This window comes from Parvibaculum sp., from assembly GCF_039680535.1.
Lineage (GTDB): Bacteria > Pseudomonadota > Alphaproteobacteria > Parvibaculales > Parvibaculaceae > Parvibaculum.
Window position 1 is genome coordinate 17948 of the sequence record NZ_JBDKSS010000009.1, and the last position, 16539, is coordinate 34486.

The window sequence follows — 16539 nt, forward strand, 5'->3', positions numbered from 1 at the left end:
CCATAATTCTGGCTTCGGGGTTTCAAGAGCGATGGCGACTCCTCTAACAGAGGGGACAGAAGGTCGCAATTCGAGGAAATTCGACCGGTTGACCTCACAGCCCAGTTCGGACAGCATGCGCCCCCTCGCAACCTGAAGGGCCCGATCCTTTGAGCATCGCTCCATCCGAGGGAGAACGACCTTTCCAGCTCGCTCTCCACGTCGCCGCAATGGGCGTCGTTTTCGGCGATATCGGGACAAGCCCGCTTTACACCATTCGCCAGTGTTTCGACCCTGCCGTCGGGTTGAAGGTCACGCCGGAGACTGTTCTCGGCGTGCTCTCGCTCGTCTTCTGGGCGATCACGCTGGTGGTGATGGTGAAGTACGTCATCTTCATTCTGCGCGCCGACAACAAGGGCGAAGGCGGCGTGCTGGCGCTGACGGCGCTGGCGCTCAAGCAGGCGGCGCCCGGTTCCTGGCTCGCCTCAGCGCTCATCGGCGGCGGCATGCTCGGCGCTGCATTCTTTTACGGCGATGGCATTTTGACGCCTGCGATCTCGGTTCTCGGCGCTGTCGAGGGTCTCGAGGTTATCTCTCCCGTCTTCAACGGCATGACGGTGCCCATAGCGGCCGTCCTGCTTGTCGGGCTCTTCCTCGCGCAGAGCAACGGCACGGCGAAGGTCGGCGCGCTGTTCGGTCCGGTCATGGGGGTCTGGTTTGCCGTTCTGGCGGCGCTGGGCGTCTATGGCATTCTCCAGCATCCCGGCGTCGTCGCGGCGCTCGATCCGCGGCATGGCTTCAACCTGCTGATGGCGGGCCACACGCATCCGCTGCTGCTGCTCGGCGCGGTCGTCCTGGCCATCACCGGGGCCGAAGCGCTCTATGCGGATATGGGCCATTTCGGCCGCGCCACGATCCGCCGCATCTGGATCGCCTTCGTCTGGCCGGCGCTGATTCTCAATTATTTCGGTCAGGGCGCCTTGCTGCTCTCCGATCCGACCGCCGTCGAAAATCCGTTCTATCTCCTCGCGCCGGAGATTCTGCGCGTTCCGCTGCTGCTGCTTGCCACCATGGCGGCCATCATCGCTTCGCAGGCCGTCATCTCGGGCGCCTTCTCCGTGACGAGCCAGGCCGTGGAGCTTGGCTGGTTGCCGCGCGTCCGTATCCGCCACACCTCCGCGCGTGAGGCCGGCCAGATTTACGTGCCGCAGATCAATGCGGCTTTGATGGTCGGCGTGCTTGCCACGGTGGTCGGATTTGAGTCCTCATCGCGGCTTGCCTATGCCTATGGCATCGCCGTGACGGGCACCATGGTCATCACCTCGCTGATCGGCGGTTACTATTACCGTCGCATTGCCAAATGGCCGCTCATTCCGGTGGCGTTCTGCGCATTGCTTTTCCTCACCATCGACCTGAGCTTCCTCACCTCGAACCTGACCAAGGTTCTCGAAGGCGGTTGGTTGCCCATCGCGGTCGGCTTCGCGCTCGTCGTGTTGATGGAAACCTGGCGGCGTGGGCGCAAGCTCCTTGCCGAGCAGTTCCTCGATGGCGCCATACCGCTCGAAACGCTGCTCAAACAGGCAGCCGATCAGAAGATACAGCGCGTGAAAGGCGCGGCGGTCTTCCTGACTGCCAATCTCGACGTCGTGCCGACGGCGCTTCTGCACAACCTCAAGCACAACCAGGTGCTGCACAAGCGCGTGGCATTGCTGCGCGTCAGCACCGAGGACACGCCGCGCGTGCCGCTCGCCGATCAGCTCAAGGTCGAGACGCTCGCGAACGGCTTCGCGCGCATCGAAATCCGCCACGGCTTCATGCAGCAGGTGGACGTGCCCGAGCAGCTTGAGCGCTGCCGCACCTTCGGCCTCGATTTTCCGCCGATGGAAACCTCCTATTTCGTCAGCCGGCAGACGCTGGTGCATGAGCACTCGTCGAAGATGCCTGCATGGCAGTCGCGCCTCTTCATCCTGCTGATGGACTACGCGCTGGGCCCGACGGAATATTTCCAGCTTCCGCCGAACCGCGTCGTCGAACTCGGCACCAAGACGGAAGTCTGAGCGTTTCCGTTCAGTTTGCCGCCGCCGCGATCCTCTCTGCGCGCAATGCAGAGCGGCGGAGCTTGCCCGCGTCGTCGCGCAGGGGTTCATGTGCGACTTCGAAGCTGCGCGGGATCTTGTAACGAACGAGTCGCTCGGCGAGGTAGTCCTTCAATGCCGCCTCGTCGAAGCCGCCCGGCGCATCGATGATCGCATGCACCACATTGCCGAGATCGTCATGCGGCAGGCCAATGACGGCGCTCGATCGGACGCCGGGGAATGAGTCGATCGCGGCTTCCACTTCGGCGGGATAGATGTTCGCGCCGCCGCAGAGGATCATGTCCGTATGGCGGTCGGCGAGATAGAGATAGCCTTCTTCGTCCATATAGCCGACATCGCCGATCGACTCCCAGCCGCCTTCGATCTGTTTCGGATCGGCGCCGAGGTAATGATAGGTCGTGCCGGGGCCCGAAAGCGGGCGCATGAACACCTCGCCGACTTCGCCCGGCGGCAGGGTTTCGCCGTTCTTGCCGACGATCTTCATCTCGCAGCCGGCATTGGGCTTGCCGACCGAGCCGCGATGTTCGAGCCATTCATCGCCCGTGATCCAGGTTCCGCCTTGTGCTTCCGTGCCGGCATAGAGTTCGTGGATGCGAGAGGCGCCGAGCCATCCGATCCATTTCTCCTTCAGCCAGGCGGGGCAGGGCGCCGCGAGATGCAATGCGACGCGCAGATGCGAGAGGTCGTACTTGTTGCGCACGTCTTCCGGCAGGTTCCAGATGCGATGCATCATGGTGGGCACCAGCATCACCCAGTCGATCTTGTGTTCGGCAAGGTGGCGCAGCGTTTCCTCCGCGTCGAAGCGCGACATGATGACGATGTGGTTGCCCGTCATCAAACCCAGCATCGAGAAGCTGAAGGGTCCGTTGTGATAGAGCGGACCGGGGACGAGCTGCGCGCCGCCGAGTTGCTGCTGATAAAGCGCTTCTTCGGGGTCGAAGGCGCCGGGCATGCCCGACACGATGATCTTGGGTCTGCCGGTCGAGCCGCCCGATGTGGGGGCCTTCCAGTAGCGCGCGGTGATTTCGGGGAGCGGGGCGTCCGAGAGGGACTCGTCGGGCTCGAAGCCGATCGGGAGGCAGGGTGTCGAGCCATGTGTGCCCGGCTCCGCGCCGACGACCAGCGACGGGTTCGCGACCTCGACGATCATCTCGCGTTCGACTTTTGGCAGGCGCGAGGAAACCGGCTGCGGCGTCGCGCCGAGCTTCCATGCGGCGTAGCAGGCTTCGAAGAACTCGATACCGTTGGGCAGGCCGATGGTGACGAGGTCGCCTTCCACGACGCCAATTTCCTGATAGGCGCGGGCGAGCCTGTTGGTGCGCGCGTCGAATTCGGCGCGGCTGACGGTGCGGCCCTCATGCGTCAGCGCCGGTGCGTTCGGATCGCGCGCCGCCCAATAGGCGGGTATTTGTCCGACGGACATGATGGCCATGATTTCGCTCCCCGGCATTATATTTTGCAGTCGGCCCGGTCGTTGCCGGGCCGCCCATCCTAATCCGCTTCCGGCGGCACGCGAAAGCGCCGATCAGAGGCCGAAGGTCAGGGTGAGCGACCCGAACTGGTCGGGCTTCGGCTGATCGTAGAATTCCTTGCTCCGGAACACATGCGTGAAGCTCAATCGCGTGCTGCCGAGGATGGCCGTTGCGCCGAGCTTCATGTCGGCAACAAGAGGCTTCTTGTCGACGCTCTGGCTGTCGCGAAATGTATTGCCGTCGAGGAAGATATCGCGCGCGACGCCGCGAAGCTCGCCGCCGCCAAAGACATACCAGTCGAAGCCCGTTGCCGCGCGGAACCAGTCCGATCCGCCGATGCCGGGATAGATGCGGCTGGGGCCGAAATCGTCGGCCAGATCAGGGCCGAGGCGAATGATCGCGCCGAGCGCCGCATAGGTCTGCGCATTGCCGAGCGCGACGACCCCATAAGGAATCGTGTCGGTATCGAGGTCGAAGAGGATCGACTCCGTCCGCTCCGAGCGCCATGCGCGTTCGAAACTCACATTGACGGTCGGCTCGTTGCGGAGCTGGTTCTCCCAGCCGTTTGCCTGCTCGACATTGATGAGCTTGTGCCAGCCATTCTGCACCTGCCGTCCGAGCGCCCACGGGCCGACCACGCCGAGATCGAGTTTCCACTGGTCCTGCCAGGCGCCGCCTGCCGCGTTCTCACGCACGCTCTGCAGCGTGAAGGTGGAGTGGAGCCATGCCGCATAGGGCCTGTCATGGAGGAGAGGGGCGGTCGCGTCGGTATCGTCCGGCGTGAAGATTTCCTGCCCGATATTGACGCCGACGCGCCGCGTTACCGTCACGACATTGGCATCATCGGTGAAAAGGCCGAAGAGCGGCGGCGCGGAAAGACTTTTCAGCCAGTCCGGCAGATCATCGCGTGGCGCGGAGAGCCACGCGGCCTGAACGCCGTTCGTATAGTGCCGGTCGGTATTGGCGAACCTGGCGAAAAGATCGTTCTCGGCCTGGAGCGAGATGAAGCCGTTGTCCGTCTCTTCCGCGATGGCGGGCATAGCCGGAATCGCCGAAGCGGCGCAAAGGAGCGAGGCTGCGAGGACGGCGCGGCGAAGAGAATGCATGCAGTGAGAACTCCAGAACCCCCGGCGGCATGTAACCACAAATGAACAGACAAGTCTCGGCGCTGGTCCCCTGAGCAAGCTTGACGATGGCAAGGGGCGCGCTGTCCAATAATGCCGGCCGAGGGTTTCAAACAAGAATTGGCCGCCCTGGGGAGGGAAACATGAATATTGCACACAGCGCGGCGACAAGCCGCGAGGCTGCTGCTGCCATGGGAATGGTACTCGCCTGGCATGCCGCGCAGGACGCCGATCGTCCGGCGATCATTTCGCAGGCGGGCAATCGCAGTTATGGGGAACTCAATGCCAGAGCCAACCAGCTCGTTCGCGCGCTGCGCCGCGCCGGCCTGCGCGCTGGTGATGCGGTTGCGCTGCTCTGCTCCAACCGGCCGGAATTTGTCGAGGTGGTCAGCGCCTGTCAGCGCGGCGGATTTCGTCTGACGCCGGTGAACTGGCATCTCAAGGGATCGGAGGTCGGCTATATCGTCGACAATTGCGAGGCGAAGGCTTTCATCGCCGATGCTTGGTTTGCAGGCAATGCCGTTGAAGCCGCCTTGATGGCGCCGGCGGCGCTGGCGCGGCTTGCGGTCGGCGGTGAAATCCCGGGCTTTGTTTCCTATGACGATGTTGTGAGTACCGAGCCGCATCATGATGTTGAGGACCCGGTGCTCGGCACACAGATGATGTATACCTCAGGCACGACTGGCCATCCGAAAGGCGTCTATCGCCGCGAGGCACCGCCGGTCGCGCCGCTTCAGCTAAAGCTCGCCGAGACGGCGCAGTTCCGTCCGGGCGAGGACATGGCGCTCGTCACCGGACCGCTCTATCACGCGGCACCGCTCGCGCTCAATCTCGTATTCCCGCTCAATGCCGGCGTGGGCTGCGTGCTGATGGATAAATGGGATGCCGAAGAGACGCTGCGCCTCGTCGAAGAACACGGCGTGACGCATACGCATGTCGTGCCGACGATGCTTCACCGCATGCTGGGTCTGCCGCCCGAGGTGCGGGATAAATACGATTCTTCGACGCTGCGGTGGATACTGCACGGCGCCGCACCTTGCCCCGCGCATGTAAAGCAGAACAGCATCGAATGGTTCGGTCCCGTTGTCTTCGAATATTACGCGGCGACCGAGGGCGGCGGCGTCTTCGTCGAAAGCGAGGAATGGCTGACAAAGCCCGGCACGGTTGGCCGCGCGCTACCGGGCGTCGAATTGGTCGTTGTCAACGATGCGGGCGAGCCTGCATCCGCGAACGAAGTCGGCACGATCTATTTCAAGGCGCCGGCACAGGGCCGCTTCGAATATTTCAAGGCGCCGGAGAAGACCGAAGGGGCCTATCGCGGCGACCACTTCACGATGGGCGACATGGGCTATCTCGATGAGGACGGGTTCCTGTTCCTCACGGGACGAAGCGCGGAGGTCATCATCTCCGGTGGCGTGAATATCTATCCCGTGGAGATCGACGAGGAGATATTGAAGCATCCCGCCGTTTTCGATGTCGCTGCCGTCGGCGTGCCGAACGAGGAATGGGGCGAGGAGATCAAGGCCGTGGTGCAGCTCAAGGAGGGCGTCGCGCCGAGCGAGGAGCTGAAACGGGAGCTTCTGGCCTTCGCCGCCGAGCGGCTTCCCGGCTACAAGCGCCCGCGCTCTGTCGACTTCACGGACGATCTTCCGCGCATGCCGTCGGGCAAGATCGTCCGGCGCTCCGTGCGTGACCGCTACTGGCAGGGCGACAAGAAGATCTGACCTGACAGAACCGACGATCCCGGCGCGCCGCTTTGGCAAGGCGGCGCGTTTGCGTGTAAACATCGCGTGGCGGATCATCGGAGATTGAATTTATGGCCACGCAGGACTTCGGCAAAAGTCACCTGAAGCTTGTGGTCATTCTCGGCGCGCTCACCGCCTTCGCGCCGCTGTCGATCGACATGTATCTGCCTGCCTTTCCCGCCATCGCCGCGCATTTTCATGCGAGCGCCGGTGAGGTGCAAGCGACGCTCGCCGTTTATTTCGTCGGCCTCGCGCTGGGTCAGGGTGTGCTCGGGCCGCTCTCCGATCGCACGGGGCGCTTGCCGCCCATGCTTCTCGGCATCGGCGCCTTCGTGCTTGGCGCGGTCTGGGCCGCGCTGTCGCCCAACATCGAGAGCCTCGTCGCCGCGCGCTTCGTTCAGGCGTTGGGCGGTTGCGCGGGCATCGTCGTTTCGCGTGCGATGGTGCGCGATCTGTTCGATGAAAGGACTTCGGCTCAGGTCTTCTCCATGTTGATGCTCGTGATGGGCCTTGCGCCCATCCTCGCGCCAATGATCGGCGGCTTTCTGATTGCCCATTATCATTGGCCGGTCATCTTCTGGTGTCTGGCAGGCTTCGGCCTTGCCTGCTTCATTGCAGTCTGGCTCGGGCTCGGCGAAACGCTGCCGCGCGAGAAGCGCGCGCATGGCGGCCTCGGCCACGTGCTGCGCGCCTATCTCGGGCTTTTTGCCGATGGGCCGTTCATGGCCTTCTCGCTGGCCAATGCGTGCATCTCCGCGGCGATGTTCGCCTATATCACCGGCTCGCCCTTTGTCTTCATCACCTTGCTCGGGTTCAGCCCCGAACATTTTGCGATAGTCTTCGGCGTCAATGCATTCGGTCTCATTGCCGCATCGCAGATGAATGCCTTCCTGCTGAGGCGCGTGTCATCGGGAAGGACCATCCTCGGCGTGTCGATGACGGTGCATCTGGCAGCGGCGCTGGCGCTGGTCGGCGCCAGCTTCTACCTGCCCGGATCGCTCGCGCTTCTGATGGCCTGTCTCTTCGTGCTGATCGGCAGCATCGGCTTCATCGGCGCCAATGCGACGGCTGCGGCGATGGCGCGGGCGGGAGAACGTATCGGCGCGGCGGCGGCACTCACCGGCATCATCCAGTTTGCGTTGGCGGCAGGGGCGGGCGCATTGGTCGGCGCGCTCAATGACGGAACGGCCATGCCGATGGCGCTCGCCATCGCAGGCCTGAGCCTCGCGGGGACGGCCGCGAGGCTCTTTGCACGCTGATCAAAGGCCGAGAACGGCCTTCGAAAGAACATTGCGCTGAATCTCGTTCGAGCCGCCATAGATCGTGGAGGCGCGGCCGAAACCGTAACTCGCATAGACCGTCTCGCCGTAGTCGGGGCCGATGATCGCTTCATTGCTGCGACCTTCGAGCCGATCGCGATGCGATGCGAGCGCGTAGTAGCCCAAGGCTTCCATGGCGAGCGTTTGAAGGGCCTGCTGCACTTCGGTGCCGAGGATCTTGAGGATCGATGCCTCGACGCCGACGCTGCCGCCCTTCTCGGTGGTGGCAAGAATACGCAGATTGGTGACCTCGAGCGCTGCGAGCTTCACCTCGACGTCCGCGAGCGCGGCCTGCCAGGCGGGATCGTCGGCAAGGCGCTGTCCGTCGCCTGCGCGCTCGACGCCGGCGATGCGGTGAAGCTCCTCGGCGGCCTTCTTCGACGAGGCGACGCCTGCGATGCCCGTGCGCTCATGGGCGAGCAGGAACTTCGCATAGGTCCAGCCCTTGTTCTCCTCGCCGATGCGGTTCGCTACCGGCACGCGCACATCCTCGAAGAAGACTTCGTTGAGGTGATGCAACTCGTCGATGGAGACGATGGGGCGCACCGTGATGCCCGGCGTCTTCATGTCGATGAGCAGGAAGGAAATGCCTTCCTGCGGCTTCGACTGGTCGTCGGTGCGGACGAGGCAGAAGATCCAGTCCGCCTCATGGGCATAGGAGGTCCATATCTTCTGGCCATTGACGACATAGTGGTCGCCGTCCCGCACGGCTTTGGTCTTCAGCGATGCGAGGTCGGAGCCCGAACCCGGTTCCGAATAGCCCTGGCACCACCAGACATCGCCCGACAGGATGCCCGGAATGTGCTGTGCCTTCTGCGCGTCACTGCCAAAGGTGTAGATGACCGGGCCGACCATGGAGAGGCCGAAGGGCATGAGCGACGGGGCGCCGGCCTGCGCGCATTCTTCCTGGAAGATGTGCTGCTGGGTGAGCGTCCAGCCGGTGCCGCCTGCGGCCTTGGGCCAGGCGGGCGCGACCCATCCCTGTTCGTAAAGGGTGCGGTGCCACTTCTTGAGGGCGGCCTTCGGAACGCTGATGCCGACGGAGTGCGCCTCCGCGACGTCGCGAGGCAGTTTTTCCTTCAGGAAAGCCCGGACTTCCTGCCGGAATGCCTCATCCTCGGGGTTCAGTGAAAGCTGCATCTCAAATCCTCCAATGATTGGCCGGGAGAATAATTCGAAGGACGGGGCCTGCGCCAGTCCCAAGGGGCGCCGGCCGAACGGGGCATTGGCGCGGAAGGTCGCACCCCTCTAATATGCCTGCGGCTTCAAGGGGAGGAATCACATGCCATTCGCCTATCCGCACACGGGCCTCGTGACCGTGCTTTCGCTGCTCGTCTATTTCTGGATGGCGCTCAATGTAGGGCGCGCCCGCACAAAACACGGCGTTCCTGCGCCTGCGATGAACGGACCGGAAGAACTCCTGCGCTATATCCGCGTTCATGAGAACACGCTGGAAGGCCTTGTTCTCTTCCTGCCGGCGCTCTGGCTCTTCGCGCTCACGACGCATGACCTCTGGGCAGCGGCCATCGGCATCTTCTATCCGGTCGGGCGTATCATCTATGCGCGCGGCTATTATAACGCGGCCGAGAAGCGCGAGCTGGGCTTCACCATCGGCATTCTGGCGACCGCCGTTCTTGTGGTCGGCTCGCTCATCACGCTCATCATGGCCGCCTTCTCGGCGCATGTCTGAGGCATAAGCAGAAGGGCCGGTGGAAACACCGGCCCTTCGCTCCTATCCAACGCCTGCTTGTTTTTATTGACGCCGAATTTCAGCCGAGCTTTCCGAGCGCGGCGACGACCTGATCGGTCTTTTCTATCGTCACCATGTGGCTTGCTTCCGCGATGGAGACGAGCTCCGCGCCCTTGATCGCCTTCTTCCACGCATGGGCATAGGCAGGCGGAATGAGCCTGTCGCTGTCGCCCCAGACGAGAACCGTCTTCGCCTTCACGCGATAAAGCCGCTGCGCGAGCCCGCGATCCGGGATCGGGAAGAGAATTTTCCCCGCCATGCCCATCTGCCGGGCATTCATGACAAGGAAGGCCTTCAGCCATTCCGGATCGTCGAGCGCCACGCCCGCCGTCATAAGCTTCGTGCCCGCCTCCACATCGTGGAAAAGATATTGCGGCATCTCATAGGGCAGCATGGCGAAGATGTCGGGGATCGGATGATCGTCGAGCCATAGCCCCGCGGGGCAGATGAGGCCGAGGCGCGAAAAATCATTCGGCGCCACGGCGGCCATTTCGGCGGCGATCATGCCGCCCATCGAATGGCCGACAAGGATCGGGTCTTTCAGGCCGAGCCCCGCGACCACATCGGCGGTATGCAGCGTGACGTCGAGCATGTCGCGCAGCTCGCCGCATTCCTGCGAGTCGCCGTAGCCCGGCAGAAGCGGCGCATAGACGTGGTATTTCTGCGCGAGCTTCGCCAGCAGCGGATCTTCCGCGAGCACGCCGCCTGCGCCGTGGAGATAGACCAAGGGCTGGCCCTTTCCGCCTTCGAAATAGCGGACGGGGACGTGGTGTGTATCGAGCGTTTTCGTTTCCATCAGTCCTTCCCTCCGACGGCGGCGGCCATATTCATTTCATTCGCGCTGACGCCAGGCGTCGCCTGCTTTGCCAGCGGTTTGCACCAGAAGCGGTTGTCGTCCGCATATTCGGGGAACATGTTGCGGAGTTTCGGCATGACCTTTTCGGCGAAGAGCTTCGTCGAATACATGCACTTCTCCTTCGGCATGTTGCCGACATGGAGAAGGCAGAAGATGTTGCCGACATTGAGCCCCTTGATGAGCTCTTCCATGCGCTGGCGCACCGTCTCGGGGCTGCCCGCAATGACATGGCCCTGCTCGGTGAGATCCTTCCAGGTGAGATTGCTGTAGCCGCCTTCGCCGGGCGGTGCGTATTGCGACAGCGCGCCCGTCTGGATCGTCTTGATCGTGCGGTAGCCCGGCGCGTCCGCGAAGCCGCCATAGACATGGAGGCAGCGGTTGTAGAAGTAGCTCACATGCTCCGAGTAGAGACGTTCGGCCTCCTCATCCGTCTCGGCGACGCAGATCGTCTGGGCGAAGCCTGCGCGATAGGGCGAAGCGTCGGGCGCATTGCGTTCGGCGACGCGGTCCCAATAGCCCTGCATCAGGGCCTTGGCGCGGATATAGCCGGAGAATGAGAGGTAGGAATAGGAGTAGGTGTTGTCGATGCAGAAGTCGTAGGTCTCGACCGAGCCGCCGCCGGGAATGTGGATCGGCATGGGGTTCTGGATCGGCCGCGGCCAGATGTTGACGTGGCGCAGCTTGTTGTAGCGGCCGTTGAAGGCGAAGGGCTCCGGCTCCGACCAGGCGCGTTTGATGAGGTCATGCGCTTCGCTGTATTTCTCGCGCGTGAGCGCGGGGATCTGGCCGTAGCAATAATTGGTGTCCATCGACGTGCCGACCGGAAAGCCCGCGACGAGGCGGCCGCCGGAGATACAGTCGAGCATCGCGAATTCTTCCGCGACGCGCACTGGCGGATTGTAGAGTGCGATGGAGTTGCCGAGCACGACGAGGCCTACATCCTTCGTGCGCCGCGCGAGGCCCGCCGCGATGATGTTCGGAGACGGCATGAGGCCATAGGCGTTCTGGTGATGCTCGTTGACGCCGATGCCGTCGAAGCCGAGCGTCGAGGCGTATTCGAGCAGGTCCATATGCGAGTTGTAGACCTCGTGGCTCTTCGCGGGATCGAAGAGTTTCGAGTCGATATCGACCCACACCGAACGATGCTTCTCGCGGAAGTCGTCCGGCAGATAGGGCCATGGCATCAGATTGAACCAGGTGAATTTCATGGGCGTCTCCTCCTCCTGAGACAGGCGTGCTCGCCGGGCCCTTGGGGGCTCTCTTACGGCCGCCTCTTGTTTTAGGGTAATTGCCCTAATTCGGGAGTCTAGAGATTTTGCTCCGGAGGTGCAATCGCGGCGCAAGAGCAGTTGCTGACAGAACTGTCATCCATTGTGCGCTGCAAAATGCGGCTCAATTCATTCGCGTACGAACGATATGGGAATTCATCGGCGGCGATCCAACCGGACGTAAGCTTGTCTTAAGCAATTGCTCGCAGCATTGAGGCCCCGAAGCGGCACGGCTGAAGATGCGCATGGTTGACCAATCCGCAGTAAACCGGCAGCTCGCCGTACTGATAGACGCCGAAAACATTCCGGTTTCGACACTGCGCGAGGTTCTGGACGAAATCGCGCGGCTCGGGGCCGTGAGCGTCAGACGAGCCTATGGCGATTTTACAATGGCGTCGCTCAAGGGATGGCGAGCCGAAATGCTCGCGCTTGCAATTCAGCCGATGCAGCAATTCCGCAACATCAGCGGCAAGAGCGTGACCGACAGCACGCTCATCATTGATGCAATGGATATGTTGCATAGCAGGAAGTTTTCCGGCTTTTGCATCCTTTCCAGCGACAGCGACTTTACGCGGCTTGCAATGCGTATCCGAGAGGACGGACTGCCCGTTTATGGTTTTGGCGAGCAGAAGACGCCGCAAGCATTTGTCAGAGCCTGTACCAAATTCGTCGACATCCAGCTGTTACGAGCAGATTCTGCCGCCTTGAATGGCGCCGCGAAGAAGAAGCCTGCCATTGGCAAACCCGCATTGAAAATTTTGCGTGCGGCCGTCGAAACGGTGGAAGACGAAACGGGATGGGCGAGCTTGGGCAGGGTTGGTGCGGTGCTTGGCAGTCGTCATCCGGAATTTGACTCCAGAGCCTATGGCTTTCGGAAGTTGAGCGATCTCTTCATCGCAAGCGAGCTTGTCGAGTATCGCCTTAATGGCGAGAAGGGCGGCCCGCAACATGCATTCGTAAAGTTGCGCCGGGCTTAGGCCCGACGCGTCGCGAGTGAAGTGCCGTCGAGATTGCCGGTGAGAACGCGATCCTGCTTTGCGTCGGTGAGGTCCGCGCCGCGCAGGTCTGCGCCGCGGAGGTCGGCGCGGGAGAGATTGGCGCGGGTCAGCACGGCACCGCGAAAGTTGGCCGCAGCGAGAATCGCGCCTTCGAGATTGGCATCGGAGAGGATCGCGCGTTCGAATTTCGCGCCGGCGAGGATTTTGCCCGCCAGGTTGCAGCCGCCGAGAAAGGTCTCGGTGAAGTCGGCGCGAATGCCTTCGCGGCGGTCGGAGTGAATCCAGAGAATATGCGCGGCGAGAATTTGCTCCAACCGTTCCGGCGACGGCGGGCGGCGGGTCCGTCGCGCACCCGACAGCTCGGTGCGCTTGAACGTGTCCTCGTCCATGATCGCTTCGCGCAGGTCGGCGTCATCGAGATTGGCGGCTGCGAGCAGCACGTCGACGAGCTTCGCGCCGACAAATTTCGTGTCGCGCAGGTCCGCGCCCTTCATGTTCACATTGTTGAGCGCCGCGCCTTCGAAACTCGCGCCTGAAAGCTTCGCGCCCGAAAGGCTCGTGCCCCGCAGATTGGCGCTTTTGAAGCTCGACACGCTCTGGCGAATGCTGCTGTCCGCGCCGTGCTTGAAGACCACGCCGAGGCCGAGATTGGCGCCGTCTAGCGTCGCGGCGTTGAGTTCCGCACCTTCGAATTGCGCGCCGCGCAGATCGGCGCCGTCGAAATTCGTGCGGGTCAGGTTGGCGTGGTCGAAATTGGCGCTGAAGAGATCGGCGCGGGAGAATTTTGCGTCCTCAAGGTCGGCATCGGCAAAATTGCACGAGACGAATTGCGCTTCCGAAAAGTTGAGCCCGCGCAAATCGAGTCCGCTGAGATCGCAGTTGCGAAGATGGGCTCGCCAGCCATTGGGCTTGCGCAGGAGGTAGCGCCGGTGAAGTTCCTCGATCCGCGCGATCAATTCCTGCGGGATGCGCTTGCCGTCGAGGATCTTGCGCCCCTGTTGCGCCCCGTCAGCCCGCCTGGTGTCGTTCGGCCTGGGGGTGTTTGTGCTGCCAGGGCCGGGCTGGGGCTGAACGCCATTGGATTTGGTGGACATCTGGGACCGCGCACTGACTGAAGGGGCTTCCGTCAATTAAGGCGCGGCCCGTTAAGGGCGGGTGAAATTCAGGTTTTAGTTTTAGTATAAGTTTAATGAAGCACCGTTTACGGCTTCCTCTCGGTGGAGCTTTCTTGCCGCGCGGGCCTTGGGCGTTAAACTGCAGATAACAAGACATCAGAACAGACATCAGGAAGTCGGGAGGAAAAACATGGGCCAGGTCGATCTGGTTATTCGTGGCGGAACGGTTGTCGACGGCTCGGGGGGAGCGCCCCGCATCGCCGATGTCGCCATCGACAAGGGCCTCATCGTCGAAGTGGGACATGTCTCCGCCCAGGGCCGCGAGGAGATCGACGCGACGGGACTCCTCGTCACGCCGGGCTGGGTCGATATCCATACGCATTACGACGGGCAGGTCACCTGGGACCGGCGGATGACGCCATCCTCCATACACGGTTCCACGACGGTCATCATGGGCAATTGCGGCGTTGGTTTCGCGCCCGTGCGCAAGACTGACCACGACACGCTGATCCGCCTCATGGAAGGCGTCGAGGATATTCCGGGCGCGGCGCTCCATGAGGGACTTTCCTGGGAATGGGAGAGCTTCGCCGACTATCTCGATGCGATCGAGAAGGTGCCGCATGACATCGACGTGGTGACGCAGGTGCCGCACGGCGCGCTGCGCGTCTATGTGATGGGCGAGCGCGGTGCGAAGCGCGAACCGGCGACCGAGGCCGAAATTGCCGAAATGAAGCGTCTGACGCGGGATGCGATCAAGGCCGGCGCCATCGGATTTTCCACGACGCGCACCATGGTGCATCGCACGGCGGACGGCGATCTGACACCGACAGTCGGCGCGGCGGACGCCGAGATGATCGCGATTGCCGAGGGGCTGCGCGAGGCCGGCGCAGGCGTGTTGCAATGGGTGTCGGACTTCCGCGAATTCGAACATGAATTCGATCTCGTCGAAAAGCTCGTTGAGGTCTCGGGGAGGCCGTTGAGCTTCTCGATGGTGCAGGCGGATGTCGTCCCGAACCAATGGCGCGATCTGATGGCCCGGCTCGACAAGGCCGCCGACGCGGGCCTCCCGATCAAGGCGCAGGTGCAGGGCAGGCCGGTGGGCCTGATGCTAGGGCTCCAAGGCTCCGTCCATCCCTTCGTGACGCGCCCCTCCTACCAGAAGATCGCGCATCTGCCGCTCGCAGAGCGCGTGGCGATCATGCTGGAGCCCGTTTTCCGGGAGAAGCTTCTCGCCGAGGCGCCGGAGGCGGGGCATCCTTTCGTCAATTCGCTGGCGGGCGCCTATCACAAGATGTTCGATCTTGGCGATCCGCCGAACTACGAGCCCGCACCCGAGGAGAGCATCGCCGCGCGGGCAAAGGCGACCGGCGAGAATCCGGACGCCATCGTCTATGACATCCTGACGGCAAATGGCGGCACGGGCTTCCTCTTCTTCCCGCTGCACAACTACACCGAGTTCAATCTCGACAACACGCTGACCATGATGCGCAACCCGAACACGCTGTTTGGCTTGAGCGATGGAGGCGCACATGTCGGCGCGATCTGCGATGTGAGCGTGCCGACCTACATGCTGACGCATTGGTGCCGCGACCGGACGCGGGGCGAGCGGCTCGACCTGCCCTTCGTGGTGAAGAGCCAGACGCGCGATACGGCTGAGGCGGTCGGTCTGCTCGATCGCGGGCTTATCGCGCCGGGCATGAAGGCGGATGTCAACGTGATCGACTTCGAACGTCTGCAGCTTCGTCCGCCGCATATGGTCTACGACCTGCCTTCGGGCGCGCGGCGGCTGATGCAGGAAGCGGACGGCTATGTGGCGACGATCTGCTCGGGCGAAGTGATCTATCGCAATGGCGAGCACACCGGCGCGCTGCCCGGTAAGCTCGTGCGGGGTCACAAGGCTGCCCCCGTTTCGCGCGCGGCGGAATAATCAGGCCGGCAAGGCCCATCGGCGGGCGGGCGTTCTTTCGAGAGCGCCCGCTTTCGCTTTGACCTCGGCCATAGCGCGCGCCGCTTCATGCTCGAAAAAGTAGGCGGCGCGTTCCGCGATCCTCTCCCAGCCATTTTCGCTCGGCAGCCAGTGGGCGTGGCGCGGCAGAAGTTCGAACCGGGCCATTGGGCCGAAATGTTCGGCATTGCGTTGAGCGAGCACCGGCGAAGTTATGCGGTCATGCCGCCCGGTCAGGAAGAGGAGCGGGCAATCGATCTCTTCGCGCCGGATCAGCGAAGTGCGATGAGGGTCGAGATAGTTGAAGGCGATTTCGGCCAGCGCGCGGCCTGACTCCGGTATGAGGCGCGCGTAAAGCTCTCTCGCCTCGTCCTCCGAACAGCCATTGAGAACACCCCAGCGCATCGTCCGGTATGACGGGAGCTGCGGCTTTTCCCAGAAGCGCGGCCGAAGCATCGTGCCTGCGAAGATGCGCGCAACATGTGAATCGAGTGCGACGATGGGCCCGCAATGGGCAGACGCGAGCAGGACGCCTGCGCGCAGCAGGCCGCGGGCGGCTAGCATCTGCGCGAGCAGTCCGCCCATTGAATGGCCGATGATAAATGGCGGCTCGTCGAGCGCGCGGATTTCGGCCTCGAGGTCGGCGGCGTAATCGCGAAGGCTCGTTCGCCCCAGCTCCGGGTGAGGGGCGGCGTCCTGGCCGCCGCTGCGGTGTCGCAGGGCCGGCGTCAGGACGCGATAGCCGCGATCCTCAAAATAGTGCCGGAAATTGGTCCAGACATCCGGGCGGCTCCACATGCCGTGGATCAGGACGATCGTCCGCTCATAGCCGCTCGCCACGTGTCCTGACGCCATGTTAATGTGCCCCATTA

At 62.9% G+C, this 16539-nt stretch carries 13 protein-coding genes; 6 read left to right on the top strand and 7 right to left on the bottom strand.

The window, feature by feature from the left end:
* Positions 1-209: 209 nt before the first annotated feature.
* A complete protein-coding gene (locus tag ABFC66_RS05365; RefSeq protein WP_346739967.1) occupies positions 210-2036 on the top strand; it encodes a potassium transporter Kup in 1827 nt (608 codons plus the stop codon).
* A gap of 10 nt (positions 2037-2046) precedes the next feature.
* Here ABFC66_RS05365 and ABFC66_RS05370 read toward each other — a convergent pair whose 3' ends face one another.
* Both ABFC66_RS05370 and ABFC66_RS05375 read right to left on the bottom strand, forming a co-directional pair.
* Positions 2047-3507: an AMP-binding protein gene (locus ABFC66_RS05370; protein WP_346739943.1), complete on the bottom strand. Its 1461-nt coding sequence runs from the start codon at positions 3505-3507 to the stop codon at positions 2047-2049.
* Positions 3508-3600: 93 nt separating this feature from the next.
* Entirely contained in the window at positions 3601-4653 is a 1053-nt protein-coding gene (locus ABFC66_RS05375) for a lipid A deacylase LpxR family protein (protein WP_346739944.1), read from the bottom strand.
* Between the two features lie 161 nt (positions 4654-4814).
* Here ABFC66_RS05375 and ABFC66_RS05380 point away from each other — a divergent pair, with 161 nt between their 5' ends.
* Positions 4815-6395, top strand: coding sequence for an AMP-binding protein (locus tag ABFC66_RS05380; RefSeq protein WP_346739945.1), 1581 nt, complete (start codon positions 4815-4817; stop codon positions 6393-6395).
* Positions 6396-6487: 92 nt separating this feature from the next.
* Positions 6488-7675 carry a multidrug effflux MFS transporter gene (locus ABFC66_RS05385; protein WP_346739946.1) on the top strand — a complete coding sequence of 396 codons (1188 nt, stop codon included), beginning with the start codon at positions 6488-6490 and terminating at the stop codon, positions 7673-7675.
* Here ABFC66_RS05385 and ABFC66_RS05390 read toward each other — a convergent pair whose 3' ends face one another.
* The gene (locus ABFC66_RS05390; RefSeq protein WP_346739947.1) at positions 7676-8875 is read right to left on the bottom strand and encodes an acyl-CoA dehydrogenase family protein; all 1200 of its coding nucleotides are present in this window, start codon (positions 8873-8875) and stop codon (positions 7676-7678) included.
* Between the two features lie 142 nt (positions 8876-9017).
* On the opposite strand from ABFC66_RS05390, the gene ABFC66_RS05395 reads away from it, so the two are divergent.
* Positions 9018-9425 (top strand): MAPEG family protein, encoded by a 408-nt coding sequence (locus ABFC66_RS05395; RefSeq protein WP_346739948.1) that lies wholly within the window; start codon positions 9018-9020, stop codon positions 9423-9425.
* 79 nt (positions 9426-9504) lie between these two features.
* Here the strand turns inward: ABFC66_RS05395 and ABFC66_RS05400 are convergent, their stop codons facing one another.
* Both ABFC66_RS05400 and ABFC66_RS05405 read right to left on the bottom strand, forming a co-directional pair.
* The gene (locus tag ABFC66_RS05400; protein ID WP_346739949.1) at positions 9505-10281 is read right to left on the bottom strand and encodes an alpha/beta hydrolase; all 777 of its coding nucleotides are present in this window, start codon (positions 10279-10281) and stop codon (positions 9505-9507) included.
* Entirely contained in the window at positions 10281-11549 is a 1269-nt protein-coding gene (locus tag ABFC66_RS05405; RefSeq protein ID WP_346739950.1) for an LLM class flavin-dependent oxidoreductase, read from the bottom strand. The genes ABFC66_RS05400 and ABFC66_RS05405 overlap by 1 nt, the downstream gene beginning before the upstream one ends.
* A gap of 305 nt (positions 11550-11854) precedes the next feature.
* On the opposite strand from ABFC66_RS05405, the gene ABFC66_RS05410 reads away from it, so the two are divergent.
* Positions 11855-12586: an NYN domain-containing protein gene (locus tag ABFC66_RS05410; RefSeq protein WP_346739951.1), complete on the top strand. Its 732-nt coding sequence runs from the start codon at positions 11855-11857 to the stop codon at positions 12584-12586.
* Here the strand turns inward: ABFC66_RS05410 and ABFC66_RS05415 are convergent.
* Complete coding sequence (locus tag ABFC66_RS05415; RefSeq protein ID WP_346739952.1) at positions 12583-13701, bottom strand: pentapeptide repeat-containing protein; 1119 nt, start codon at positions 13699-13701, stop codon at positions 12583-12585. The two genes, ABFC66_RS05410 and ABFC66_RS05415, sit on opposite strands and share 4 nt — an antisense overlap.
* A 211-nt stretch (positions 13702-13912) precedes the next feature.
* Between ABFC66_RS05415 and ABFC66_RS05420 the strand changes: the two genes are divergently transcribed.
* Positions 13913-15649 (top strand): amidohydrolase family protein, encoded by a 1737-nt coding sequence (locus tag ABFC66_RS05420; RefSeq protein ID WP_346739953.1) that lies wholly within the window; start codon positions 13913-13915, stop codon positions 15647-15649.
* Here ABFC66_RS05420 and ABFC66_RS05425 read toward each other — a convergent pair whose 3' ends face one another.
* A complete protein-coding gene (locus tag ABFC66_RS05425) occupies positions 15650-16522 on the bottom strand; it encodes an alpha/beta hydrolase (RefSeq protein ID WP_346739954.1) in 873 nt (290 codons plus the stop codon).
* Positions 16523-16539 lie beyond the last annotated feature (17 nt).